21 protein-coding genes and 1 pseudogene are annotated in these 24,209 nt (G+C 55.2%); 17 read left to right on the plus strand and 5 right to left on the minus strand.

The window, feature by feature from the left end:
* Positions 1-115 precede the first annotated feature (115 nt).
* The 6 genes and pseudogenes from JFT86_RS00915 to JFT86_RS29170 all read left to right on the plus strand — a co-directional run bounded on the left by JFT86_RS00915 (position 116) and on the right by JFT86_RS29170 (position 8,866).
* Positions 116-631, plus strand: a complete 516-nt coding sequence (locus tag JFT86_RS00915; protein ID WP_007919523.1) for an Hcp family type VI secretion system effector — start codon at positions 116-118, stop codon at positions 629-631.
* A 132-nt stretch (positions 632-763) separates the two neighbouring features.
* Complete coding sequence (locus JFT86_RS00920; RefSeq protein ID WP_201235057.1) at positions 764-2,854, plus strand: type VI secretion system tip protein VgrG; 2,091 nt, start codon at positions 764-766, stop codon at positions 2,852-2,854.
* Positions 2,851-6,123 carry a hypothetical protein gene (locus JFT86_RS00925; protein WP_201234226.1) on the plus strand — a complete coding sequence of 1,091 codons (3,273 nt, stop codon included), beginning with the start codon at positions 2,851-2,853 and terminating at the stop codon, positions 6,121-6,123. Before JFT86_RS00920 ends, JFT86_RS00925 begins: the two co-directional genes overlap by 4 nt.
* Before the next feature lie 551 nt (positions 6,124-6,674).
* On the plus strand, positions 6,675-7,343 hold the full coding sequence (locus JFT86_RS00930) for a hypothetical protein (protein ID WP_201234320.1): 669 nt from the start codon (positions 6,675-6,677) through the stop codon (positions 7,341-7,343).
* 14 nt (positions 7,344-7,357) lie between these two features.
* Positions 7,358-7,506: pseudogene (locus tag JFT86_RS00935) on the plus strand (type VI secretion system tube protein Hcp); the annotation flags it as partial.
* Positions 7,507-7,843: 337 nt separating this feature from the next.
* Positions 7,844-8,866, plus strand: a complete 1,023-nt coding sequence (locus tag JFT86_RS29170) for a hypothetical protein (protein ID WP_347340302.1) — start codon at positions 7,844-7,846, stop codon at positions 8,864-8,866.
* A 538-nt stretch (positions 8,867-9,404) separates the two neighbouring features.
* Here the strand turns inward: JFT86_RS29170 and JFT86_RS00945 are convergent.
* Positions 9,405-9,689, minus strand: coding sequence for a hypothetical protein (locus JFT86_RS00945; protein ID WP_201234225.1), 285 nt, complete (start codon positions 9,687-9,689; stop codon positions 9,405-9,407).
* Between the two features lie 29 nt (positions 9,690-9,718).
* Here JFT86_RS00945 and JFT86_RS00950 point away from each other — a divergent pair, with 29 nt between their 5' ends.
* Positions 9,719-10,165, plus strand: coding sequence for a hypothetical protein (locus JFT86_RS00950; RefSeq protein ID WP_201234224.1), 447 nt, complete (start codon positions 9,719-9,721; stop codon positions 10,163-10,165).
* 71 nt (positions 10,166-10,236) lie between these two features.
* Here JFT86_RS00950 and JFT86_RS00955 read toward each other — a convergent pair whose 3' ends face one another.
* Positions 10,237-10,956, minus strand: coding sequence for a tellurite resistance TerB family protein (locus JFT86_RS00955; RefSeq protein WP_201235058.1), 720 nt, complete (start codon positions 10,954-10,956; stop codon positions 10,237-10,239).
* A 310-nt stretch (positions 10,957-11,266) separates the two neighbouring features.
* Between JFT86_RS00955 and JFT86_RS00960 the strand changes: the two genes are divergently transcribed.
* The 8 genes from JFT86_RS00960 to JFT86_RS00995 all read left to right on the plus strand — a co-directional run bounded on the left by JFT86_RS00960 (position 11,267) and on the right by JFT86_RS00995 (position 21,333).
* Positions 11,267-12,181, plus strand: a complete 915-nt coding sequence (locus JFT86_RS00960; protein WP_007967749.1) for a LysR family transcriptional regulator — start codon at positions 11,267-11,269, stop codon at positions 12,179-12,181.
* A 130-nt stretch (positions 12,182-12,311) separates the two neighbouring features.
* Positions 12,312-13,769, plus strand: a complete 1,458-nt coding sequence (locus tag JFT86_RS00965; protein ID WP_201238536.1) for a gamma-aminobutyraldehyde dehydrogenase — start codon at positions 12,312-12,314, stop codon at positions 13,767-13,769.
* Between the two features lie 83 nt (positions 13,770-13,852).
* Positions 13,853-15,004 (plus strand): putative ABC transporter substrate-binding protein YdcS, encoded by a 1,152-nt coding sequence (gene ydcS / locus JFT86_RS00970; protein ID WP_201235059.1) that lies wholly within the window; start codon positions 13,853-13,855, stop codon positions 15,002-15,004.
* A 247-nt stretch (positions 15,005-15,251) separates the two neighbouring features.
* Positions 15,252-16,289, plus strand: a complete 1,038-nt coding sequence (locus tag JFT86_RS00975) for an ABC transporter ATP-binding protein (RefSeq protein ID WP_123534396.1) — start codon at positions 15,252-15,254, stop codon at positions 16,287-16,289.
* Between the two features lies 1 nt (position 16,290).
* Positions 16,291-17,226, plus strand: coding sequence for an ABC transporter permease (locus JFT86_RS00980; RefSeq protein WP_201235060.1), 936 nt, complete (start codon positions 16,291-16,293; stop codon positions 17,224-17,226).
* Entirely contained in the window at positions 17,216-18,040 is an 825-nt protein-coding gene (locus tag JFT86_RS00985) for an ABC transporter permease (protein WP_201235061.1), read from the plus strand. The genes JFT86_RS00980 and JFT86_RS00985 overlap by 11 nt, the downstream gene beginning before the upstream one ends.
* A 166-nt stretch (positions 18,041-18,206) precedes the next feature.
* On the plus strand, positions 18,207-19,631 hold the full coding sequence (locus tag JFT86_RS00990; protein ID WP_201235062.1) for a gamma-aminobutyraldehyde dehydrogenase: 1,425 nt from the start codon (positions 18,207-18,209) through the stop codon (positions 19,629-19,631).
* A gap of 217 nt (positions 19,632-19,848) precedes the next feature.
* Positions 19,849-21,333 carry an amino acid permease gene (locus tag JFT86_RS00995; RefSeq protein WP_201235063.1) on the plus strand — a complete coding sequence of 495 codons (1,485 nt, stop codon included), beginning with the start codon at positions 19,849-19,851 and terminating at the stop codon, positions 21,331-21,333.
* A gap of 58 nt (positions 21,334-21,391) precedes the next feature.
* Here the strand turns inward: JFT86_RS00995 and JFT86_RS01000 are convergent, their stop codons facing one another.
* The gene (locus tag JFT86_RS01000; protein WP_201235064.1) at positions 21,392-21,949 is read right to left on the minus strand and encodes a hypothetical protein; all 558 of its coding nucleotides are present in this window, start codon (positions 21,947-21,949) and stop codon (positions 21,392-21,394) included.
* Between the two features lie 5 nt (positions 21,950-21,954).
* On the minus strand, positions 21,955-22,536 hold the full coding sequence (locus JFT86_RS01005) for a ComF family protein (protein WP_201235065.1): 582 nt from the start codon (positions 22,534-22,536) through the stop codon (positions 21,955-21,957).
* 347 nt (positions 22,537-22,883) lie between these two features.
* Between JFT86_RS01005 and JFT86_RS01010 the strand changes: the two genes are divergently transcribed.
* Positions 22,884-23,396: a Bro-N domain-containing protein gene (locus JFT86_RS01010; protein WP_201234219.1), complete on the plus strand. Its 513-nt coding sequence runs from the start codon at positions 22,884-22,886 to the stop codon at positions 23,394-23,396.
* An 88-nt stretch (positions 23,397-23,484) separates the two neighbouring features.
* On the plus strand, positions 23,485-23,691 hold the full coding sequence (locus tag JFT86_RS01015) for a hypothetical protein (protein ID WP_201235066.1): 207 nt from the start codon (positions 23,485-23,487) through the stop codon (positions 23,689-23,691).
* Here JFT86_RS01015 and JFT86_RS01020 read toward each other — a convergent pair.
* Complete coding sequence (locus JFT86_RS01020; RefSeq protein ID WP_103306409.1) at positions 23,688-23,873, minus strand: hypothetical protein; 186 nt, start codon at positions 23,871-23,873, stop codon at positions 23,688-23,690. The two genes, JFT86_RS01015 and JFT86_RS01020, sit on opposite strands and share 4 nt — an antisense overlap.
* Between the last annotated feature and the right edge of the window lie 336 nt (positions 23,874-24,209).

Below are 24,209 nucleotides of genomic sequence, written 5' to 3' on the forward strand. Positions count from 1 at the left end.
CCCCCGGATCCCGGGGACCTTACAAAAGCTGGCACGCTCCTTGATAACAGTCAGGCACCCACCGGGCGATTTCGCCTCCCGGGCACCTTAAATTTATCCGCAAGGAGAGCATCCCATGGCAACACCAGCGTACATGTCGGTTACCGGCGAAAAACAAGGTCTGATCACTGCAGGCGCCTTCACCGCCGACTCCGTTGGCAACACCTACCAGGAAGGCCACGAAGACCAGGTCATGGTTCAGGCTTTCAGCCACGACGTGATCATTCCGCGTGACCCGCAATCCGGTCAGCCAACCGGTCAGCGCGTTCACAAGCCAGTGGTGATCACCAAGGTCTACGACAAGGCTTCGCCGCTGCTGCAAGCTGCTCTGACCTCGGGCGAGCGCATGAGCGAAATCGTTATCCAGTGGTTCCGTACTTCGGCTCAAGGTACTCAAGAGCACTACTACACCACCAAACTGGAAGACGCGATCATCGTCGCCATCAACAACAAAATGCACAACTGCCAGGACCCAGGCAACTCGCACTTCACCCACCTGGAAGAAGTGCAGTTCACCTACCGCAAAATCACCTGGACCCACGAAGTATCCGGTACTTCGGGTTCCGATGACTGGCGTGCTCCAGTCGTTTAATTACGGCTGATCGTTACAAACATCGGCCAGCTCTGCTGGTCGATGTTGTTTACGCCCCTCCAGAATTTCGCGTACGTTGACCCGCTTTTGCGGCCATCGACGAGCGCCGCTGTACAGCACGAGGAACAACGGATGTTCGCGCCGGCCAATGAAACTCACTTTGCCCTGACCATCGAAGGTCTCTCCGCCGACTTTCAGGTGTTTACCCTGCAAGGCCGCGAGGCCATCAGCCAACCCTTCGTTTTCGAGGTGGAACTGGTCAGTGAGCAGCCGTCGCTGGACCTCGAAACCCTCCTGCACAAACCGGCCTTCCTGCAACTGTCGCCCGACGGCAGCGGCATCCACGGCCAGATCTACCGCGCCGCGCAAGGTGACTCGGGCAAACGCCTGACCCGCTATTCGCTGACCCTGCGCCCGCAACTGGCGTACCTCGCGCACCGCATCAACCAGCGCATTTTCCAGAACCTCAGCGTGCCGAAAATCATCGGCATGGTCCTCGAAGAGCACGGCATCCAGAGCAACGCCTACGAATTCCAGACCCACTCGATCTACCCCGAGCGCATTTATTGCGTGCAGTACGACGAGTCGGACCTGCATTTCATTCAGCGCCTGTGCGAAGAAGAAGGCATTCACTACCACTTCCAGCACAGCGCCACCGCGCACAAACTGATTTTCGGCGATGACCAGACGGTGTTCCCGAAACTCAAACCCGTGGCCTATCAGCAAGACTCCGGCATGGTCGCCAGCGACCCGGTGATCAAGCGCTTCGACCTGCGCCTGGAAACCCGTACCAGCCGCACCACGCGCCGCGATTACGACTTCGAAAAACCGCGGATCACCCTTGAAAGCGAAAACCGTGGCGACGCCCTGCCCGACCTCGAGGATTACGATTACCCCGGCCGTTTCGTCGACCGCGAGCGCGGCAAACACCTGGCCAAACGCGCCCTCGAACGCCACCGCAGCGACTTCCAGCTCGCCGAAGGCAAAAGCGATCAGCCGTTGCTGGTCAGCGGCCACTTCCTCGCGCTCACTGCGCACCCGAAAGCCAAGTGGAACGACCTCTGGCTGCTCACCGAAGTCCTCCACGAAGGCAAACAACCGCAAGTCCTCGAAGAGTCGGTAACCAGCGACACCACGGCGCTGAAGGACGATTTCCACCAGGGCTACCGCAACCGCTTCCTGGCCACCCCGTGGGACGTACCGAACCGCCCGCCCCTGCGCCACGCCAAATCACGCATCCTCGGCAGCCAGAGCGCCGTGGTCACCGGCCCGAAAGGTGAAGAGATCCACTGCGACGAATACGGCCGCGTCAAAGTCCAGTTCCACTGGGACCGCGAAGGCCAGGCCGACGACAAAACCAGCTGCTGGCTCCGCGTCTCCAGCGCCTGGGCCGGCGCCCAATACGGCGGCATCGCCATCCCGCGCATCGGCATGGAAGTGCTGGTGACCTTCCTCGAAGGCGACCCCGACCAACCGCTGATCAGCGGCTGCCTGTACCACAAGGAAAACACCGTCCCCTACGCCCTGCCAGCGAACAAGACGCGCACGACGTTCAAAACCCTGAGCTCAATGGGCGGCAGCGGCTACAACGAATTGCGCATCGAGGACAAGAAAGGTCAGGAGCAGATCTACCTGCATGCCCAGCGCGATTGGGACGAGAACATCGAGCACGACCAGAAGATTCGGGTCGGCAATGAGCGTCACGATACCGTCGAGAAGAACAGCTACACGGAATTCAAGGCCGAAGAACACCACACGGTTTTTGAGGATCGCAAGGTTGAAGCGCAGGCCAACGATCACCTGACGGTCGGGGTGAATCAGCACGTCAAGATTGGCACCGGGCAGTTCATTGATGCCGGGCAGGAAATCCATCTTGATAGCGGCATCAAGGTCGTGCTGGAAGCGGGAGCTGAGCTGACGCTGATCGGAGGGGGCAGCTTTATCAAGATCGACTCCGCTGGCGTTACCATGAGCGGCCCGGTGATCAACATCAACTCCGGCGGCAGCCCCGGAAGCGGTACTGGCGCTACTGCGGTACTTCCTGTACCGCCCAAGCCGGCCGATACCGCACCGGTCGGGCAAACGCTGGGCAACGCACCGGTCAACACGGCCGCACCAAGAAAAACCAGCGAGAAAGGCAAAGAGGCGCTCATCGTAGACGTGTGGGGAGACCCGGATTTGGGCAGTCAATTGCAATTGTTGGGGCCAGAGGACAAGGCATGAGTGAGTTCAAGGACAAGTCCATTACCGAAGGGACGCGCAAGAAGACTGACTACGATAATGATCAGAAATCACGATTAGCACTAAGTGTTGATCGAATCGATGGCGGCAAGCTGCAAATCCCTATCATGGTGGATGCGAAAACCACCGAAGAGCTGGACAAGTACCAGCAAAATACTTTGCTCGCGATTACCCCTTTGGCCCGCCTGCCGGGCCACGACAAGCTCAATGAAACCCTGCAAGGCGGCGTACCGCGTGTGGGCCGCGTTTATGTATTCCAAAACAACAAGGTTTGGCGTGAACTCGTTACCGACGGCAAAGGACAACTGTCCGAAGTTGACCTGGTTCACTGGCGGAAACTCGCGGATAAAAAAGGCAACGCCGATAAACGCGAGCCGGTGGGCGTTAAACAGCAACTGATTCTAGTGCCGATGTTTCTTCAGGGCCGATTTGTGGGTCGACAATTCAGCATGGCCTTCAGCGAAGTTTCCTGGACATGGGAATACATCACTTGGCTGGAAGAAGACCCAAGCCGCATCAAGGCACGCAGCCAAAATATGGCCTCCGCCTGGGCAGCCGCAGCAGGTGAGACCACTATCTGGAAGGCCACCTCAATTCACCCCGCGACGCCGATTAAAAAACTTACCAAGGGTCTACGTTCACGCGATTTCAGCATTGAAGCTGCTATGGAAGATCCTGCGGAGTTCACTCCGGACTTCGCAGCATTCAAACCCGATGCGCTAATCCTGAAGCTACAAAAGCGCAAAGAAGAGCTGGCTCAAAAGATTAAACTTGCGCCACCGCCGGCTCTCCCAGTCTTGGAGGCGGGAGAGGATTTGCTAGCCCAAAAGGCACTGCGTGATTACCCCCAACTAATTGGCATGATTCTCGATGATCCGCTATATGAAGTGCGCCATGCGACGGCGCAGATTCGCGAATGCGTTGATTATCTACAGACCCTGAATGCTCTTGTTCCCCATCAGCAACACGGTCGTTATGCCCAAGTGTTGTACAGCACGCTTGCCGGGCCGTTAGCCGACTTAAAAGACAAAGTCGATCTGCCCAAATTGGAGAGTGTCGTATTCGAAGGCGAGCGAAAAAAATGTCGAGAAAAATTGGCAGCACGATTGCTTGGTCTTATTAACGCAACCGACAGTAAATTGCATACAGTGCTTCTCGACTGGTGCCATAGGAATGATGAGGGTCTTTTAGAGCCTTACAGCTTAATGACCGAAATAATTGAGGCACTTAATCAACTTCCGAATCGTTGCGATGCAATGTACACCGGTCAAGGATATAAAGAGCTTACTGCCTCCTCAAATCGCATTTGTCAGGCCATATTGAAAGGTGAGCACCCGCTCGGGTCACTACTATTAGCGAAAAGCTCAGAACAGCTTCCAGATACAGTCAAACGACTGATCAAACTTCGAGACAGAGCTCAATTACCTGACCCAACCCTGATCGGGTTAAGCACTCTGATTCTGACATCTGGGTTAACAGGTGCAGTGGACCAGCCAAGCGCGGGGAAAAGCTTCGTTTATTTTCTCGCTGACCTGTTCGATAATTTTGGCGCAAGCGTAGTAGCGCAGATTAGCCGATTGTCTCAGGACGCCTCGAAAATCCAACTCGACCGGATATTCACGCCAACTTTTTCGACACTTTCGGCGTTACTACCAAAAATCTCAACTATAAAATTGATGCAACAGGGTCAAGCGCTCGCACAAGATTACGTAATTATTGGCGTACAGGGAGCGGGGTTGCGCAGAGGGCTCACTGAAAGCGAACGCCAGGCATTGACGAGAAAAAGTTATCGCTATGCAACGCTACATAATCAATCTGGAGAAGTTATAGGTAGCACAAGTCCACGAATAACTCGCTCATCACAACCAAGCTTGCGTGACTTAACTGTAATTGCAATACCAAAAAACCACCCAGACTTGGCAAACTACAGCGCCTTCCGCGTGCAAATGAGTTCAACAACAAAAGTTTTAGATAAGAACAAAGCGGTGCCAACATTAATGGTAGCGTTTGCAACATATAATCTATGGGCACAAATAAAAGCGTACAAAGACCTTAACGCCAGCAACGAGTCACTGCGAGGCGGCGCTGGGATAGCCAGTGCAACATTAGATTTATCTGCAGCATTGGGAAGTCACAGCAAGCTACTACTCGGCTCGACGATGGAGCTAAAACTAACTAAGCCGCGGTTTGACGTAGCGAAAATTTCTACGAGCTGGGCACGAAACTTAAAAAATCAAACTGGTAGCTCTAAGTTACCATTACTTCGCTCGATAGGTGGCATTGCAACACTTGGAGGAGCGGTGCTTGGTGGCTGGGACAGTTACCGATCCTTCAGTCAAGGCGATACTGATGCAGCAGCAGCGTATGGAGTTGTTGCAGTTGGCAGCGGCTTGTGGGGCGCTTATGGATTAGGCCTTGTTGTAAATCCATACATCTTACTCGCTGGCGTAGTGATGACTATTGGAGGCACAATTGCTGCAAATATATTTACTGATAGTGACACTGAAATAATTGTAAAAAAAGGTCCCTTTGGCGTTCAATTTGCCGAGACAGGAATGCTAGACACCCTCATCGGCAAGCATGATATTTTCACACATTTAAAAGACCAGAAAATAGCTTACCAGCAGCTTCTTGGGATAATCGGAAGACCTCAGATTTTCGTAGAGCGCTTATCTGAATGGCGTAAAAAGGCACCAACCGCCCATCGACTAGCATTACAAAACGCAGATACTAATAGGTCGAAGAAGGCTAACTCAGCACTGGAATGTGTGATTCCTGAAAAGCAAATGCTGGATGACAACGATTGGGCTGTAGTTCTCAGCTCGCCGTTATTGTCAATGTTCGAAAATGATAAAAAATTTCGACTGATCGCGCAAGAATTCCAAACCAGACTGGAGAAGTCTGGATTATTATCTGTCAAACGATATAATCGCGTTCCCGCGGCAAGCCCAAAAATATCTGCTTTGCCACTAGATGCGACCAGCGTGTTATACATTTTATCACCTAGCCTTCCAGTTATGCATCTCACTCCACTGCAACGCTACAGCTTCGAAATGACCGAAGGGCTTAAAATAAGCGCTCAATTTGAACTCAGCGTCAGCGAAACAGATGAGAGCCTAGTACTGCCTCAACCTAGCCCTAAGAAATGGATACCATTCACTATTAGGGATCGCCAAACACCTCCGGACAATATTTCACCCGAAGACGCACCACCTTATTGGCAGATTGAAATAATCGAGTCTAAAGTATGATTACAGATATAAATAGCACCTATGCCAGTGGAGCATACCGAAGTGATAGCAAAAAGCTTTTACCACCACCTCGCTGGCCGGAGGATGCCAACCGGACCGGAATGTTTAACACTCATCTAGCATTTGGTAATTATGCCAATTTAGAGCCGGAGGTGGAAGTCAGTTCACAATTTGAGGTTATCAAACTCGCCGCCCCGAATAAAAAAGACGAGCACGACACAGAAACCTACTGCACAAATAAACACTGGAAATTTCAAAACTCCAGCAAAGTGCCACATTTTCTTTTCGTACTTAAGCTCGTAAGTTTTTCGTTCATTTGGGCACCTTGGACTCTTGGGGTCTTCGGTTCCATAGGAATAGAGTTAGGACATGGAGCCCCTGGCACTGCGGGTGGCGCGTTCATTGGTATTTCCACTGCCATTTTGATGCTCACCTCTCTAGTGTTATTCATGACGGGCAATAAGTTTGTTCACCACATGCAAGTCTTAGGATTTGTAGCCGGTGCAATTACTACCTATTGGTTAAAAGGTTCACTATTCAATACGAGCTCAATGAGTATCGCCCTGTGGGCAGGCGTCTTTCTATATTTCGTAGCCTCCCTCGGAACCGACGCATTATTGTGGTTTCATAGCAAAATCAGCACGCACGATGGCAGCGAATTTAATCGAACTGATGGCATGCTCAGGTTCAAAAGGCGTTTCCGCAAGCTATTCGTTGCACCATTTGAAGAGTTCGACCCGGTGCTTCAGTTACTTCCTAATGGCTTCGGCTCCCACGACTACGCGCTGTGGCTGCATCATCGCTATACCGACAACAAAATTTGCCTGGCGACCAAGGTTCACTCGCTGGGGCTGGATCAGGCCAACGCACTCGCTTTTTGGGATTGTCTACAACGCTACATGGATATCACGCAGCCGCTGCCTGACCTGCCTGTGCTTGAGCAAAGTCGCCAACTTGATCCCGTGACAGTCGCCCACGACGCAAAAACTGGCCGCAACCCACGACGATGGAGAGAACAGTCGGAGAAAGGATGGATCACAGGCGGCCAGAAGTCGTTGGCCAAGCAGTTGCAGCAATATCCATGGCAAAAAGAACCCTGCATCGTGAAAGCGCGTATCGATCCATCGTTGACGATTGAGGCATATTACCGCGCTCAAGAAGCAAAAGGGATACATGCAACTCCGAAAGCCGATGACTTCGATAATATTCATCGTTCATGATTACCTATGCCGCCATTAACAACAAAATGTACAACTGCCAGGATCCAGGCAACTCGCACTTCACCCACTTGGAGAAGTGCAGTTCACCTACCGCAAAATCACCTGGCCCCACGAAATATCCGGTACTTCGGGTTCCGATGACTGGCGTGCTCCAGTCGTTTAATTACGGTTGATCGCTTCCGAACTTATATCCCAGCTAGCAAATCAGGAAAAGGATGTCGGTTTAACCGTAACCGATCTTTTCAAAGTAGAAAGTCACAACCCCCTACTTTTCAAGCTAGAAGTACCGAACGAATGGTGCAGCGAACTCTCCCAACTGAGATTACGCTTCAGCGTACAGCCAGACATCGCCACCGCCCCGCTAAAGTCCGACGACGGTTTTCTATTTTATTCGATCGGCCTAAATTTTTCTGTTACAAATAAACCGCTCAAAGGCGAAACCTCAATCAAACCTAGTAAAACACCACTGAAATGGATTGACATCACAGCGGAGAAGTTACGTGACTAACAGCAAATATCAACGTCTACCAAGTGCCGGCGACTTTGAAAAAGAAAATGATTTAGAGCTAATATATCTATCTCCAAAACCACTACCTACTGGCTCCCTACCGTTTAGCGCTCGCCAATTACATCGCAGCGCTAACAATACTTTCCTTGATTTTTCAGTTGGCCAAGGAAGCTTTGAATTCATGGCTAGAATCGGCATTGGTTCGATTATGCTAATTGTCACTTCTCTTTTACTATTCTCTGCTTTTGCTTCTTGGGTAAGGAGACACTCGGAACATTTTTTCAGCGCTTGGGCAAGTTTCTTTTTCAACCCTGTCATATGGTTTATTATCTTGTCGATTGCAGCACTCTACCTTTACTATTTCATAAAAATTGCCAATGAGATTTCCTCACACCCCCCCCTCAGATTCAACCGCGAACGCAGAGCGGTTGTATATATCGCAAAAAAAGGAGACCAACCAAGATATGTGTCATGGGAAAGCGTGATTACATGCGTATCCACTGGAAAATTAGTGACTCAGTACTCCGTCACGCCAGAGTACAAATTGATGATCGGTCTGCGCGACAGTTCCAACGGAGATATTTTATGGAACATTATACAATGTGGTAGTTTCGCCTTGGCAGTTTCGGAATGGGAGATGGTCCGAACTTATATGGAAGAGGGCATCAACAGCCTTCCGGAAGACTATACTGACGAACTTGAGGAAGGGTCTGTTGAGTTCTTTAATCTGTGCCGTGAAAGCTACCGTGAAGAACACTCATCAATACGGTATTTCTTTGGCTTTTTAATAATCCAGTTCTTTAGCGGCTGGACCTTGCCATGTTACATTTCCGCATGGATTAACAACCGACCGAAAGCGAGCTTCTCCAAAGAAGTTTTAGAGTGGTCAAAACCGCTTCCACTCGATCAACATGTAAAACCAAGCGAGGAACTATTAAATCAGACCCTTGAGATCCGAAAAGCATTTTCAGAAGGGAAAAACTTTATGGATTATTTTAAAATTAATAACTCATAACAAGCGAACGTTAAAAAACCAATAAAACACTATTAGAACTGAAAACCTTCTGCGAGTTATTAACCTGCAGACTCAGCTATTTAAAGGCCCTCAGCCACACTTACAAACGTGACTTTAACATTTTCGCAAATAAAAAATGGCGACAATCAATATATATGAGTTCTTTCATACGCAGCAACACAGCTTTAGAGACATCTTCAACACCGGATATCCGAAGTCAGCAATCTTGCGCGGGGAAATACGCAACCACTACCCGTTTACACAGGGCAAGATCAAGGATCTAGCCGTAATTTTTCCGACATGAATGATACCTTCCTCAAAGTTGGTGGTAGTAATTGAGGAATGGTTGAGCACGGAAAAATATCGACTGCAATAATTTGGATGGCATTAGTTACCGCCTTCATAATTCCAAGCCTTATCATCCTTGCCGGCATATTCTTTACCCTGAAAACTTTCCCGACCCTCTGAGCATTTTACTTACTTTTCTAAAGACAACTAGCGCCTTACTGCTGCTCCTTATCCTTATAGATGCTTATTTTTACGGTATGTTTTCCGGCGTGATATTTTCTGAAAAAAATATCCAATTCGCTTCAATCGCCAACGATGCGAGTTTTGCTACGTCGACAGTAAAACCGATCAAGTGCTGGTAGTACCTTGGGAAGAAATAGTCGCTCGGGTCGCAAACACTCAAGGCATCACCAGTTATGGCGCCGCCCGCCAATACACCTTCGGCATGTGTCTGGAAGATGACGCAAAAGAAAAGTGCAGTTTCTTCTTTTGCCGCAACCCAGTGATGCACATGCCTTGGGAATGTGGAAATCAATCCGCAACTACATGGAGGATGGCCAAGTAGTGGATGCGCCGAATCCGATGCTGGATGCACTGGGGTTGATTCCAACTGGAGACAGACTCAAGCACTACGAAGGGTTGCACACCTTTGAAATCGAGCGCGATGACGCTCGCTGGATGTGCAAGATGAATGACGAAGGCGCCGACCTTTCGGACAAGGAGCGCGAGCATTATGGCCATCCCAAGCGAACACTATGGCCATTACGTCGTTGGTACATCTGGCGGGTGCTGAGCTTCTGGAAAATGCCGTACATGTTGGCGGAATGGGGTCACCGTATGGGCCGTCCTACCCTGCCGGATCAGGTACAAAAATGGTCAGAGCCTCTCCCTTCAGAGCAGTGGGCCAAGCCAAGCGCTGCGCTGATGAAGGCCAACCAAGTGGTTAAAACTGCCATTGACAAGAAAGGCGCTAGCGTTGTCGAAGCCTGCAAGGCTGCGGGCCTGCATTGAAAGAACAATGCGCCCCCTTCCATCACGACTGATGAAGGGGATAGCGCCTCTGCTATGTGCTTACGAAGAGTTTATTTCAGCGCCAACCGCACCTGCTTCTCCAACTCCACCTTCAACCCCGGCTCCAGTTTCAATTGCCGCGCCAGCTCATCCAGATAGCTCTTCTCCATGAAGTTCTCCTCATCGACGAGCATCACGCTGGCGATATACATCTCCGCAGCCATCTCCGGCGTGCTGGCAGCGCGAGCGACGTCGGTGGGGTCGAGAGGTTTGTTGAGTTCGGCGTGCAGCCAATGTTGCAGTTCCTGATCGTTGTCGAGCTTGCTGAATTCGCCCTCGATCAGCTGGCGTTCGCGATCATCGATGTGGCCGTCGGCTTTGGCGGCAGCGACCAGGGCTTTGAGGATTGCCTGGCTGTGTTGTTCGGCTTGCGCAGGTGGCAAGCGGTCGAGGGTTTGTGGCTCGGTTTGCGGGGCGGTGCCTTTTTGGGCGTTGTAGTTGCCGTAGGCTTTGTAGGCCAGCACACCCAGTGCAGCGAGGCCGCCGTAGATCGCGACTTTACCGCCGACCTTGCGCACTTTCTTGTTGCCGAGGAGCAGGCCCATGGCGCCGGCTGCCAATGCGCCGCCGCCCGCGCCTGAGAGCAGACCGCCGAGGGCGCCTTTGCTGGATGATCCGCCAAGCAGGCTGCCCAAGCCGCCGGACGATTTGGTCTGCGAGCTGCCGGCCTTGTTTTGCAACAGATCCTGGCCGGATTTGAGTAGTTGATCGAGCAATCCACGGGTGTTCATGTTCCGCCTCCAAAACAGGGGTTATCCGGATCTATAAGGCCCTCAGCCTAGTTCGAAAGTGCCCCTGCCCTGCTTGCGAGTGTGCTTCCAGATGTTGCTTGCAGCCCTGTGGCGAGGGAGCTTGCTCCCGCTGGGCTGCGAAGCGGCCCCATTTCCAGATAACGCCACCGCGAAGGTTGACGACTGCTGCGCAGACGAGCGGGAGCAAGCTCCCTCGCCACAGTGGGGATTGATTGTGCGCGTAGCACCGCTGAAAAATAGATATACACTCCAGCCAATCTATAAAAACCGCCCACTGGGTAGCCTTCTCATGATGACCCTGCGTCAGATCCGTCACTTCATCGCCGTGGCCGAGACCGGCTCGATCTCCGCCGCCGCGCAAACCGCTTTTATTTCCCAGTCGACCCTGACGTTGGCGATCCAGCAATTGGAAGAAGAAATCGGTGTCAGCCTGTTCAGCCGTCACGCCAAGGGCATGACGCTGACACACCAAGGTCATCAATTCCTGCGCCAGGCGCACCTGATTCTGGCAACCGTCGACAACGCCAAGCGCAGCCTGCAACAAAGTACCGATCAGGTTGCCGGGCAGTTGATCGTCGGGGTGACCAGTCTTGTCGCCGGTTATTACCTCGCGGATCTACTGACTCGATTTCAACGGGCCTACCCCAACGTTGAAATAAGGGTGATGGAGGATGAACGCCCCTATATCGAGCATTTGCTGGTCAGCGGCGAGATCGATGTCGGCGTGTTGATCCTCTCCAACCTCGAAGACCGTCATGCCTTGCAGACGGAAGTGCTGACCCACTCCCCGCACCGTTTATGGCTGCCGGCCCAACATCCGTTGCTGGAACACGACAGCATCAACCTTGCCGATGTTGCCCGTGAGCCGTTGATCCAGCTGAACGTCGACGAAATGGATCGCAATGCCCAACGCCTGTGGCGCGGCGCCGGGCTGCAACCGAAAATCACCCTGAGAACCGCTTCCACCGAAGCCGTGCGAAGCCTTGTTGCGGCGGGACTGGGCGTTTCGATTCAGCCGGACATGACCTATCGCCCATGGTCACTGGAGGGCGACATCATCGAAGCGCGGCCCATCGCCGATCTCAATCAAACCCTGGATGTCGGTCTGGCCTGGCGCCGTGGCACTGCGCGCCCGGCGCTGGTCGATCCGTTCCTGACCGTCGCCCGTGAGCAACCCCACGGTGGACGCAAGCCATCTATTTAATCGAATGCTGCCTTCAGTATTTAGAATTTGTCGACCTCGGAGCCGCGCACTAGTCTTGCTGCATCTATAAGACGTTCGGCTCCCGGTCACAGGGAGTGTCATGAACACACAAGAAAAGAGAACGCGAAAAATGGCTGGCGCGCAGACCCCGATGTGTACCGCGTTGTTGATCAACGGCGAACTGGTCGCTGGTGAGGGCTTTGTCGAGCCGATTCTCAACCCGGCCACCGGTGAAGTCCTTACGCACATCGCCGAGGCCAGCACCGAGCAAGTCGAAGCCGCCATCCTTGCCGCCCATCACGCCTTTGACGGCTGGTCGCGCACCACGCCGCAGCAACGCTCCAACCTGTTGCTCGACATCGCCAACGCCGTCGAAAAGCACGCCGATCACCTCGCCCGCCTAGAATCGCTGAACTGTGGCAAGCCGTTGCATCTGGCGCGCCAGGACGATCTGACTGCCACCGTCGATGTGTTTCGTTTCTTCGCTGGCGCCGTGCGTTGCCAGACCGGCCAGCTCAGCGGCGAATATCTACCGGGCTACACCAGCATGGTCCGTCGCGATCCGATTGGCGTGGTCGCCTCGATCGCGCCGTGGAATTACCCGATCATGATGGCCGCGTGGAAAATCGCCCCGGCCCTCGCCGCCGGCAACACGCTGGTGTTCAAACCGTCCGAACACACACCGCTGTCGATTCTGGCGTTGGCGCCTGCGTTGGCCGAAATCCTCCCGCGCGGGGTGATCAACATCATCTGCGGTGGCGGCGAAGGCGTCGGCAGCCACTTGGTCGGCCACGCCAAAGTGCGCATGGTCTCGCTGACCGGCGATATCGTCACCGGGCAGAAAATTCTTCAAGCCGCCGCGAAAACCCTCAAACGCACGCACCTCGAACTCGGCGGCAAAGCCCCGGTGATCGTCTGCAACGACGCCGACATCCAGGCCGTGGTCGAAGGAGTGCGCACCTACGGATACTACAACGCCGGGCAGGACTGCACCGCCGCGTGCCGGATCTACGCGCAGGCCGGGATTCACGACAAACTGGTTGCCGAACTCGGCGCCGCCGTCAGCAGCCTGCGCTTCGCCGGCAAACGAGACGCCGACAACGAGATCGGCCCGCTGATCAGCACCCGCCAGCGCGACCGCGTCGCCAGTTTCGTCGAACGTGCGCTCGGTCAGCCGCACATCGAACGCGTGACCGGGGCGGCGGTGCATTCCGGTGCCGGTTTCTACTATCAGCCGACGCTGCTGGCCGGTTGCAAACAGAGCGATGAAATCGTCCAGCGCGAAGTGTTCGGCCCGGTCGTCACCGTGACCCGTTTCGACGAACTCGCGCAAGCCGTCGACTGGGCCAACGACTCCGAATACGGCCTCGCCTCGTCGGTGTGGACACAGAATCTGGACAAGGCGATGCAGGTCGCCGCGCGACTGCAATACGGCTGCACGTGGATCAACAGCCATTTCATGCTGGTCAGCGAAATGCCCCACGGTGGGCTGAAACGCTCCGGTTACGGCAAAGACTTATCCAGTGATTCGCTTCAGGACTACAGCGTGGTGCGGCACATCATGGCCCGCCACGGCCAGCATCTCTGACTACGCTAATAACAAGCCGAAAACGGCATGCTTCACCGCGTTCAAAACTGCCCCGACCATAATTTAAAGAAGAGGGTTCAACCATGTTCGTGCACAAGACCGCACTGCTCAGTGCAATCACCACGGCCTTGCTGGCCAGCGCCAGCCTGCAAGCCGCCGAGCCGTTGAAGGCTGTCGGCGCCGGCGAAGGTCAGTTGGATATCGTCGCCTGGCCGGGTTACATCGAACGTGGTGAGAGCGACAAGGCGTACGACTGGGTGACCGGTTTCGAGCAGGAAACCGGCTGCAAGGTCAATGTGAAGACCGCCGCCACTTCCGACGAAATGGTCAGCCTGATGGCCAAGGGCGGTTACGACCTGGTCACCGCGTCGGGCGATGCCTCGCTGCGGTTGATCGTCGGCAAGCGTGTGCAACCGATCAACACCGCGTTGATCCCGAACTGGAACACCCTCGACCCGCGCCTGAAAGACGCGCCATGGTACGTGGTCAACAAACAGACTTACGGCACCCCGTACCAGTGGGGGCCGAACGTGCTGATGTACAACACCAATGTATTCAAGACCGCGCCGACCAGCTGGAACGTGGTGTTCGCCGCGCAGGACTTGCCCGATGGCAAGCCGAACAAGGGCCGCGTGCAGGCCTATGACGGCCCGATCTACATCGCCGACGCGGCGCTGTATCTGAAATCGACCAAGCCTGAATTGGGCATCAAGGATCCGTACCAACTGACCGAAGATCAGTACAAAGCCGTGCTTGATCTGTTGCGTGCGCAGCAGCCGCTGATCCACCGCTACTGGCATGACACCACGGTGCAGATGAGCGACTTCAAAAACGAAGGCGTGGTCGCTTCCAGCGCATGGCCGTATCAGGTCAACGGTCTGATGAACGAGAAACAACCGATTGCTTCGACCATTCCGAAAGAAGGCGCAACTGGCTGGGCCGACACCACCATGTTGCACGCCGAGGCCAAGCACCCGAACTGCGCGTACAAGTGGATGGACTGGTCGCTGAAACCGAAAGTCCAGGGCGATGTGGCGGCGTGGTTTGGTTCGTTGCCGGCGGTGCCGGCGGCGTGCAAGGAGAGCGAACTGCTCGGCGCCGAGGGCTGCAAGACCAACGGCTTTGATCAGTTCGACAAGATCGCCTTCTGGAAAACCCCGCAGGCTGAAGGTGGCAAGTTCGTGCCGTACAGCCGCTGGACCCAGGACTACATCGCGATCATGGGCGGCCGCTAAAAGTCATTCCGGTAGCTACTGCGCGTCGACCAGCCGCACCCGGGCAGTGCTCGCCTCCTCACGTACTAACGTACGCTCCGGGGGCTGCGCGCTGGCCGGACACGGCTAATCGCCGCTCGCTACGCACCCGAAACGACTTTGCCACGTCGACCTTTATCAAAAGCAAAACTGAAATTCGAAAGACTGATTTTTCAGAAGTCCAGGCAGGGCCGCTGCGACGGCCCGCGCCTTTTTGGAGCACCGCACCATGACGCTTGCAGTCCAGTTCACCAACGTTTCCCGGCAGTTCGGCGAAGTGAAGGCCGTTGACCGGGTTTCCATCGATATCCAGGACGGCGAGTTCTTTTCCATGCTCGGCCCTTCCGGCTCGGGCAAAACCACCTGCCTGCGCCTGATCGCCGGGTTCGAACAACCGAGCGCCGGCTCGATCCGCATTCACGGCGCCGAAGCGGCCGGTTTGCCGCCGTACCAACGTGACGTCAACACGGTGTTTCAGGATTACGCGCTGTTCCCGCACATGAACGTCCTCGACAACGTCGCCTACGGGTTGAAGGTCAAAGGCGTCGGCAAAACCGAACGGCACAAACGCGCCGAAGAGGCCTTGGACATGGTTGCCCTAGGCGGTTACGGCGCACGCAAACCGGTGCAATTGTCCGGCGGTCAGCGCCAGCGAGTCGCCCTCGCCCGCGCCTTGGTCAATCGTCCGCGTGTGCTGTTGCTCGATGAGCCTTTGGGTGCGCTCGATCTGAAACTGCGCGAGCAAATGCAAAGCGAACTGAAGAAGCTACAACGCCAGCTCGGCATCACCTTCATCTTCGTCACCCACGATCAGACCGAAGCGCTGTCGATGTCCGACCGCGTTGCCGTATTCAACAAGGGCCGCATCGAACAGGTCGACACCCCACGCAATCTGTACATGAAACCGACCACCACATTCGTGGCTGAATTCGTCGGCACCTCGAACGTGATTCGTGGCGATCTGGCGCGTCAGCTCAGCGGCCATCCGCAACCGTTTTCGATTCGTCCGGAGCACGTGCGTTTCGCCGAGGGCCCGTTGGCCAGCCACGAAATCGAAGTCAGCGGTCTGCTCCACGACATCCAGTATCAAGGCAGCGCCACGCGCTATGAACTGACACTGGAAAACGGCCAGACCCTGAGCATCAGCCACGCCAACAATCAGTGGATCGACAGCAGCGCGCAACATCAGACCGGCCAGCGCCTCAGTGCACGCTGGGCGCGGGAAGCGATGATCCCGCTGCACGACACCGTAACAAGCGGGGTGTGACATGAGCACGCTCGCGATGACTCAATCGCCGCCCTTGCGCAGGTTTTCCAACCTGCTCTATCGCAAGCCGAATCTGTATCTGTCGATGCTGCTGGTGCCGCCACTGCTGTGGTTCGGCGCGATCTATCTGGGCTCGTTGCTGGTGCTGTTGTGGCAGGGTTTCTACACCTTCGATGACTTCACCATGGCGGTCACGCCTGATCTGACTCTGGCGAATTTTGCCGCGCTGTTTCAGCCGTCGAACTTCGACATCATCCTGCGCACCCTGACCATGGCCATCGTCGTGTCGATTGCCAGCGCCATCGTCGCGTTCCCGATTGCCTACTACATGGCGCGCTATACCACCGGCAAGACCAAGGCGTTTTTCTACATCGCGGTGATGATGCCGATGTGGGCCAGTTACATCGTCAAGGCCTACGCGTGGACGTTGCTGTTGGCCAAGGGCGGTGTGGCGCAGTGGTTCGTGCAGCACCTGGGACTTGAGCCGGTGTTGCAGTTCATTCTGGGGATTCCCGGCGTCGGTGGCAGCACCTTGTCGACCTCGCATCTGGGGCGATTCATGGTGTTTGTGTACATCTGGCTGCCGTTCATGATCCTGCCAATTCAGGCGTCGCTTGAGCGTCTGCCGCCGTCGTTGTTGCAGGCTTCTGCCGACCTCGGCGCGAAGCCGCGTCAGACGTATATGCAGGTGATTTTGCCGCTGTCGATTCCAGGCATCGCGGCCGGTTCGATCTTCACGTTTTCGCTGACCCTGGGTGACTTCATCGTGCCGCAACTGGTCGGCCCGCCGGGCTACTTCGTTGGCAGCATGGTGTACGCGCAGCAAGGTGCGATCGGCAACATGCCGATGGCGGCGGCGTTCACGCTGGTGCCGATTGTGTTGATCGCGGTTTACCTGTCCATCGTCAAACGTCTGGGGGCCTTCGATGCACTCTGACTCTTCATCACAAGGGCATGCTTCACTCGGCTTGAAAATCGCAGCCTGGGGCGGATTGGTGTTTCTGCACTTCCCGATCCTGATCATCTTCCTTTACGCCTTCAATACCGAAGAGGCCGCGTTCAGTTTTCCGCCGAAGGGCTTCACGTTGCACTGGTTCAGCGTGGCGTTTTCGCGGCCTGATGTTCTGGAGGCGATCAAGCTTTCATTGCAGATCGCAGCCATCGCCACGTTGATTGCGATGGTGCTTGGCACGTTGGCTTCGGCAGCGCTGTACCGCCGGGAGTTCTTCGGCAAGCAGGGCATTTCGCTGATGCTGATCCTGCCCATCGCGCTGCCGGGAATCATCACCGGGATCGCGCTGTTGGCGACGTTCAAGACGCTGGGGATCGAGCCGGGGATGTTCACCATCATCGTCGGCCACGCGACCTTCTGCGTGGTGATCGTCTACAACAACGTCATCGCCCGCCTGCGCCGCACTTCGCACAGTTTGATCGAGGCCTCGATGGACCTCGGCGCCGATGGCTGGCAGACCTTTCGCTACATCATCCTGCCGAACCTCGGCTCGGCATTGCTGGCCGGCGGCATGTTGGCGTTTGCGCTGTCGTTCGACGAAATCATCGTCACCACGTTTACCGCAGGCCATGAGCGCACGTTGCCGTTGTGGCTGCTCAATCAACTGAGCCGGCCACGGGATGTGCCGGTGACCAATGTCGTCGCGATGCTGGTGATGATGGTGACCATGCTGCCGATCCTTGGCGCGTATTACCTGACGCGTGGTGGCGAGAGCGTCGCGGGCAGCGGCGGCAAATAACCGAATAACCGAAGAAACCCGATCCCTGTAGGAGTGAGCCTGCTCGCGATGACTGACTGTCATTCAACAATGGTGTCTCCTGTAAGACAGCCATCGCGAGCAGGCTCACTCCTACATTTGGATTCGGTTTCGGCAGAACAATAAAAGTATTAGTGAGGACAAAACCATGCAAACCAAACTCTTGATCAACGGCCACCTGGTCAACGGTGAAGGCCCGGCGCAACCGGTGCTCAACCCTTCGCGTGGCGAAGTGCTGGTGGAGATCAACGAAGCCACCGAAGCCCAGGTCGATGCCGCCGTGCGCGCCGCCGACAACGCCTTCGCCGAGTGGTCGCAAACCGCGCCGAAAGATCGCTCGCTGTTGTTGCTCAAACTCGCCGACGCCATCGAAGCCCACGGCGAAGAACTGGCCAAACTTGAATCCGACAACTGCGGCAAACCCTACAGCGCCGCGCTCAACGACGAGATTCCAGCAATTGCCGACGTGTTCCGTTTTTTTGCCGGCGCCAGCCGTTGCATGAGCGGTTCGGCGGGTGGCGAATACCTGCCCGGTCACACCTCGATGATCCGCCGCGACCCGGTTGGCGTGATCGCCTCCATCGCGCCGTGGAACTACCCGCTGATGATGGTTGCCTGGAAAATCGCCCCGGCACTGGCGGCCGGTAATACCGTGGTGCTCAAGCCGTCGGAACAAACCCCGCTGACCGCGTTGCGTCTGGCCGAACTGGCGTCGGAAATCTTCCCGGCCGGTGTGCTCAATCTGGTATTCGGTCGCGGTCCTACCGTTGGCAGTCCGTTGGTCACGCACCCGAAAGTGCGCATGGTTTCGCTGACCGGCTCCATCGCCACCGGCGCCAACATCATTTCCAGCACCGCCGACAGCGTTAAACGTATGCACATGGAACTGGGCGGTAAGGCGCCGGTGATCATCTTCGATGACGCCGATATCGATGCGGCAGTTGAAGGCATTCGTACCTTCGGTTTCTACAACGCCGGGCAGGATTGCACGGCTGCGTGCCGGATTTACGCGCAGCAAGGCATCTACGACAAGTTCGTCGAAAAGCTCGGCGCGGCGGTGAGCACAATCAAGTATGGCTTGCAGGATGATCCGTCGACCGAAGTGGGGCCGCTGATCACCGCGCAACATCGCGACCGCGTTGCCGGGTTTGTCGAGCGCGCCGTGGCGCAATCGCACATTCGCTTGATCACTGGCGGCAAGGCTGCCGACGGTAACGGGTTCTTCTTCGAACCGACCGTGCTGGCTGATGCACAACAGGACGATGAAATCGTCCGCCGCGAAGTGTTTGGGCCGGTGGTCTCGGTGACCAAGTTCACTGATGAGGCACAGGCGCTGGAGTGGGCCAACGACTCGGACTACGGCCTCGCCTCCTCCGTGTGGACAGCGGATGTAGGACGCGCGCATCGCATGTCGGCGCGTTTGCAGTACGGCTGCACTTGGGTGAATACGCACTTCATGCTTGTGAGTGAAATGCCCCATGGCGGTCAGAAATTGTCCGGTTATGGGAAGGACATGTCCATGTATGGGCTGGAGGACTACACCACGGTTCGGCATGTGATGTTCAAGCATTGAAAAAGCATCGCGAGCACGCTCACTCCTACATGGGATCGCATTTCAACCTGTAGGAGTGAGCCTGCTCGCGATGGCGTCAACTCCGGCTTCAAGGCAGAAACCGGCACTACGCACCACCAGGATCCCAAAACAATAACTACCGAACCGGGCGGCGCCCGCAAAGCTCCGCCACGGCCTCGGCCATCCGAAATCTGCCGATTTCACGGAGCAAACACACATGAGTTCCTCACCCGATCTCGCCGCAACAGTTGCCGACAGCGATGCCGAACAACTGCGCCAACTGGGTTACACCTCCAACTTCAACCGCAGCATGAGCCTGTGGGAAAACTTCGCTTTAGGCTTCACCTATCTGTCACCGGTCGTAGGGGTTTATACCCTCTTCGGCCTGTGCCTCGCCGCTGGCGGACCGCCGATGTTCTGGGCCTACTTGCTGGTCGGTTGCGGCCAGTTGCTGGTGTGTCTGATCTTCGGCGAAGTGGTTTCGCAGTTCCCGATCTCCGGCGGCGTTTACCCTTGGGCGCGTCGTTTGGTGGGCAAGAAATGGGCGTGGATGGTCGGCTGGATCTACTCCATCGCCCTGTGCGTCACCATTGCTGCAGTCGCCGTCGGCGCTGGACCGTACCTGGCCGCGATGCTCGGTTTTGAGCCGAGCAACAACACCAACATTGTCATCGCTTTGGTGCTGACCCTGTTCGCCACGCTGGTCAACCTCAGCGGCACCAAAGTGCTCGCACGCATCGCCATGTTCGGCTTTCTCTGCGAACTGGTTGGCGCGGTGATCGTCGGTGTTTACCTGCTGGTGTTCGAACGTCACCAACCGCTGAGCGTGCTGTTCAACACCTTCGACATCAGCGTCGACGGCTCGTACCTGCCGGCGTTCCTCACCGCCTCGTTGGCAGGGATGTTCCTCTACTACGGCTTCGAGGCTTGCGGCGACGTCGCCGAAGAGACCCCGAACCCGAGCGCGAAAATCCCGGTGGCCATGCGCATGACCATCTACATCGGCGGCATCGCGGCAATGTTCGCCTGCCTGGCGCTGATCCTCGCCGTGCCGGACATGCAAGCGGTGATCAATGGCACCGACAAAGACCCGGTCACCACCATCCTCAACAACGCCTTCGGCCCGGTCGGTTCGAAAGTGGTGATGGGCGTGGTGATGATTTCCTTCATCTCTTGCGTCATCAGCCTACAAGCCGCGGCGAGCCGTCTGCTGTACTCCTACGCTCGCGACGAAATGGTCATCGGCAGCCGACTGCTGAAGAAGATCTCTCCTACGACGCAAGTGCCGGTTGCCGCACTGTTCGTGTCCGGCGTCCTGCCGGCCCTGATCATCGCTCTCGGTTTCTTCCTGCAAGACGCCGTCGCCACCATCGTCAGCTTCGCCGCCATCGGCATCTACCTCGCGTTCCAGATGATCGTCCTGGCCGCACTCTACGCCCGCAGCAAAGGCTGGAAACCGAGCGGCAAATTCACCCTCGGTGCGTGGGGCTGGCCAGTGAACATCGGCGCGCTGGTGTATGGCGTTGGCGCAATCATCAACATGGCCTGGCCACGTACGCCGGATGCGGCTTGGTATGTGAACTATGCAATGGTGTTGAGCACCGCGATCGTGATTGGCTTGGGGCTGGTTTATATGTGGATTGGCAAGCCGTATGACCATGGCAAGGCCCCGGCTGGGGATGCCTGGAAGGTGAGTCGCTAAGGGCGTTTGATCCCGGCACCGACAAGGTGCCGGGGTTCAGGAAGGCCGAGAAAAAACATCAAAAAGAAAGCTCTGCCTGATCGTGCTTCAACAAGGAAATACGGTCGAACAGTTTGATTTTTTCGTTGGCTTTTTGCTTGGCGTGATCGGACATGAATGCAATCAATTCTTCGAGCTGACTGACGTCTCCGACCACTTTGAATTCCTTTTCCTTGTTGACGAAAACAAGCGACTTCTTCTTCCTCGACAACAGTTCAATGACGTTGCTGAGCGTGCCGGTGCTCTTTGCATCCCAGATCATCAAGCCGTAGTCGGCTGCTTCGGCCATGACAACGTCTTTCTCGGTGAAGAAAGCTCTCGACCCCTTCAAATGTTTGGAGTCGACTGTCCTGGCGGGCCAATGCCCAAGGTTATTCCTCGGTGCAGAACCGCTGCAGAACACCGTGGTTCTGGATCGTTCGAGACTCAGCAGGTACTCCTGAATAGAGGTATCAGCGCCACCCGCATCCCCCACCACCACCTCGAACTCAGACGCCACGATATTATTGATGCGCTCTTTAACCTTCGGATCAAGGTTCTTGATGTTGATAGAGCCGGCAATAAATACAGTCGTCATTGAGTTCACTTCCAAGTTAGCGCTGCGACGTAAATTTTCCCTACCTTCGGATATTTACGCAAAACAGCGCAGGCCGCGTCCATCGACGCCCCGCTATCAAACAAATCATCTACAACCAAAACATTCCAGCATCCATCGGTGGTGATTTCATCATTGACGCTGAAACTGTCGCCAATCGCGGCAACCTTGTCGGCTTTGGAATGTAAATCCTTGAGCGACTTTCCCGTGGTCGCTTTTCGAAGCAAATCCGAGAAAACCGGCCGACCGATAATTCGTCCCAACGCTTGGGCAACTTCAGTCACCGGTTGTCGCTGACGAATATTTGAAGCCGGCATAGGCACTACAAACCCGACCTGATTCAGTTTTGGGAACACATTTGTCGCTACCGCCTGGGCAAGTGGGCTGACTTGAGTCCAATCCTTTTGGTATTTGAGCTGGTAGGTCGCCTCGCCAATCTCGGTGCGCTGATTATCGAAGCATGGATGTCCGCGATCATCGTTGCCAAGAAAGGTACTACTTACCATGTGTTTGTCCAGCACCCAGCCCTGATCCCAAGGGCCGTTGATCTGCTTGAGAGACACCTTCATTGAATTCTCCTTTATTCATAACAATCCTTTCAGCCCTGAAACTAAGGGCCCAGCATCTGCAGCGATGCGCAAGATTCAAACAAATAACGGAAAAAACACTGGTTAGGGGTGGTCTCGCTGGCGTCAATGCAAAAACAGGCTTTTCCTACAGAGAAGGCCCTCAGTGATAAATCCTCTTTCCTACAGAAGGTATCGACAGAGCCGACTTGGCGTCTTGGGTGGCTAGCCGATAGGCTTTCTCTCGGCGGCGAAATCAGCGGCCCGGTGTCGGAGCCGGAATAAATATCAACACGGCGTGACCGCACTCATTTGAGTGGCGGCTCTATTCTCAAAATTGGAGTCGACAAATGCCTAACCACGTACAAATTCCTTCTGAAAGCTCCGCTTTCTTCACCCCCACCGTCTTCACCCGCCACAACCGCTTTCTCCACGCGTTCATGCAAGACCACGAAGCCTGGTTCTGTGTTCAGGATCTCGGTCGCCTGATGGGTTATCCGCTGAACGAACGCCTCACCCTGAAACTCGATCCCGACCAGCGTCGCAACGTCCTCATGCGCAAGGACGGCGAAATCGTCGATTGCGCGACGGTCAGCGAGTCCGGCCTGTATGCCCTGCTCGTCCATCACTTCGTGCCGGAAAACCGCAACTTGCGCCAATGGTTGAGCCATGAAGTGATTCCGATGTTGCGCGAAACCAACGCGGTACCTGTGGATAACTGCCCGAGCCTGAGTTCGGTGAACTGGGCTGGGGTCACCGTCCCTCTGCTGCACTGGCAGCAGCAGGCGTGGGTCAAATGGCGAGACGTGCCGGAGTTGATGCACGGCCAGCAGCCGTATCCGGTTTTGGGAACCTGTAGCTGAAGTCCATCCAGCAAAAAACCTGTGGCGAGGGAGCTTGCTCCCTCGCCACAGGTTCCGCGCTTCAAACCTCTAACCGAGTTGTTTGCAGATGAAAGCGCCAATCGTTGAAATGCCCTACGTTCTGGAAGTCATCCCAAGCGATGAGTTCTTCGCAGAGTGTTACCTAAAGCAAATCAGCGTAGCCATGCGCCAGGAAGCAATAAAAGTCGGCATCGCTGATGCCGACGCAGGCAAGTTGATTGACTTGGCGACCGTAAAAGCCAAATGGCTTTCACGATCGCAATCCCAGCGTTAAAACCGCGAAACACTCCGCATCGCATCCACCAGATAGCGCATCGCAATCCGGTCACTCTCCGAAAGCTCTCGATAACGCTCCACCAGTTTCAGCTCATCAGAGCTGAGCCGCCGTCTTTTGCGACCACTGCCGAGGCAGGGAAAGATGCCCAACATGTCGGTGATGCCTTGTATTTTTGCCATGGACGATGTCCTTCTCTAATACGTCAAAGAACTGCTGAACCACCACATCGCCCTGCCCCTTTCAGCAGTGTCGTGTGCCCCACCGGTCTTGGGATTCGCGACCGGTCATGCGCATAGAATAGGAATTAAATCGGCGCTGAAAAGGGTTGTTTAGAGTAATTAGTCGAAAAAAGCAGATATGCCGTGTAAATCAGAAAGCACTGTCGGAAAAAATACTGACATGTCTTGTTTCATTGCCAGATCGAGCCTCGTAATCAATCATTTCTGCTCGACAATCGAACGGTTTAAGCTAGCCGGCATCTGTTTATAGTCCGTTGCGTTTGGCCGAAGGCTTGT

The sequence above is a fragment of the Pseudomonas sp. TH06 genome, assembly GCF_016651305.1.
Lineage (GTDB): Bacteria > Pseudomonadota > Gammaproteobacteria > Pseudomonadales > Pseudomonadaceae > Aquipseudomonas.

Bases quoted from the DNA above. Each gene is read 5' to 3' on its own strand.
- JFT86_RS00930 (WP_201234320.1), top strand. From the start codon at position 6,675: ATGAGTATCGCCCTGTGGGCAGGCGTCTTTCTATATTTCGTAGCCTCC.
- ydcS (WP_201235059.1), top strand. From the start codon at position 13,853: ATGTTCGTGCACAAGACCGCACTGCTCAGTGCAATCACCACGGCCTTG.
- JFT86_RS01015 (WP_201235066.1), top strand. From the start codon at position 23,485: ATGAAAGCGCCAATCGTTGAAATGCCCTACGTTCTGGAAGTCATCCCA.
- JFT86_RS00965 (WP_201238536.1), top strand. From the start codon at position 12,312: ATGGCTGGCGCGCAGACCCCGATGTGTACCGCGTTGTTGATCAACGGC.
- JFT86_RS00920 (WP_201235057.1), top strand. From the start codon at position 764: ATGTTCGCGCCGGCCAATGAAACTCACTTTGCCCTGACCATCGAAGGT.
- JFT86_RS01020 (WP_103306409.1), bottom strand. From the start codon at position 23,873: ATGGCAAAAATACAAGGCATCACCGACATGTTGGGCATCTTTCCCTGC.
- JFT86_RS00955 (WP_201235058.1), bottom strand. From the start codon at position 10,956: ATGAACACCCGTGGATTGCTCGATCAACTACTCAAATCCGGCCAGGAT.
- JFT86_RS01005 (WP_201235065.1), bottom strand. From the start codon at position 22,536: ATGAAGGTGTCTCTCAAGCAGATCAACGGCCCTTGGGATCAGGGCTGG.
- JFT86_RS00990 (WP_201235062.1), top strand. From the start codon at position 18,207: ATGCAAACCAAACTCTTGATCAACGGCCACCTGGTCAACGGTGAAGGC.
- JFT86_RS00985 (WP_201235061.1), top strand. From the start codon at position 17,216: ATGCACTCTGACTCTTCATCACAAGGGCATGCTTCACTCGGCTTGAAA.
- JFT86_RS01010 (WP_201234219.1), top strand. From the start codon at position 22,884: ATGCCTAACCACGTACAAATTCCTTCTGAAAGCTCCGCTTTCTTCACC.
- JFT86_RS00980 (WP_201235060.1), top strand. From the start codon at position 16,291: ATGAGCACGCTCGCGATGACTCAATCGCCGCCCTTGCGCAGGTTTTCC.
- JFT86_RS00925 (WP_201234226.1), top strand. From the start codon at position 2,851: ATGAGTGAGTTCAAGGACAAGTCCATTACCGAAGGGACGCGCAAGAAG.
- JFT86_RS00915 (WP_007919523.1), top strand. From the start codon at position 116: ATGGCAACACCAGCGTACATGTCGGTTACCGGCGAAAAACAAGGTCTG.
- JFT86_RS00960 (WP_007967749.1), top strand. From the start codon at position 11,267: ATGATGACCCTGCGTCAGATCCGTCACTTCATCGCCGTGGCCGAGACC.
- JFT86_RS01000 (WP_201235064.1), bottom strand. From the start codon at position 21,949: ATGACGACTGTATTTATTGCCGGCTCTATCAACATCAAGAACCTTGAT.
- JFT86_RS00995 (WP_201235063.1), top strand. From the start codon at position 19,849: ATGAGTTCCTCACCCGATCTCGCCGCAACAGTTGCCGACAGCGATGCC.
- JFT86_RS00975 (WP_123534396.1), top strand. From the start codon at position 15,252: ATGACGCTTGCAGTCCAGTTCACCAACGTTTCCCGGCAGTTCGGCGAA.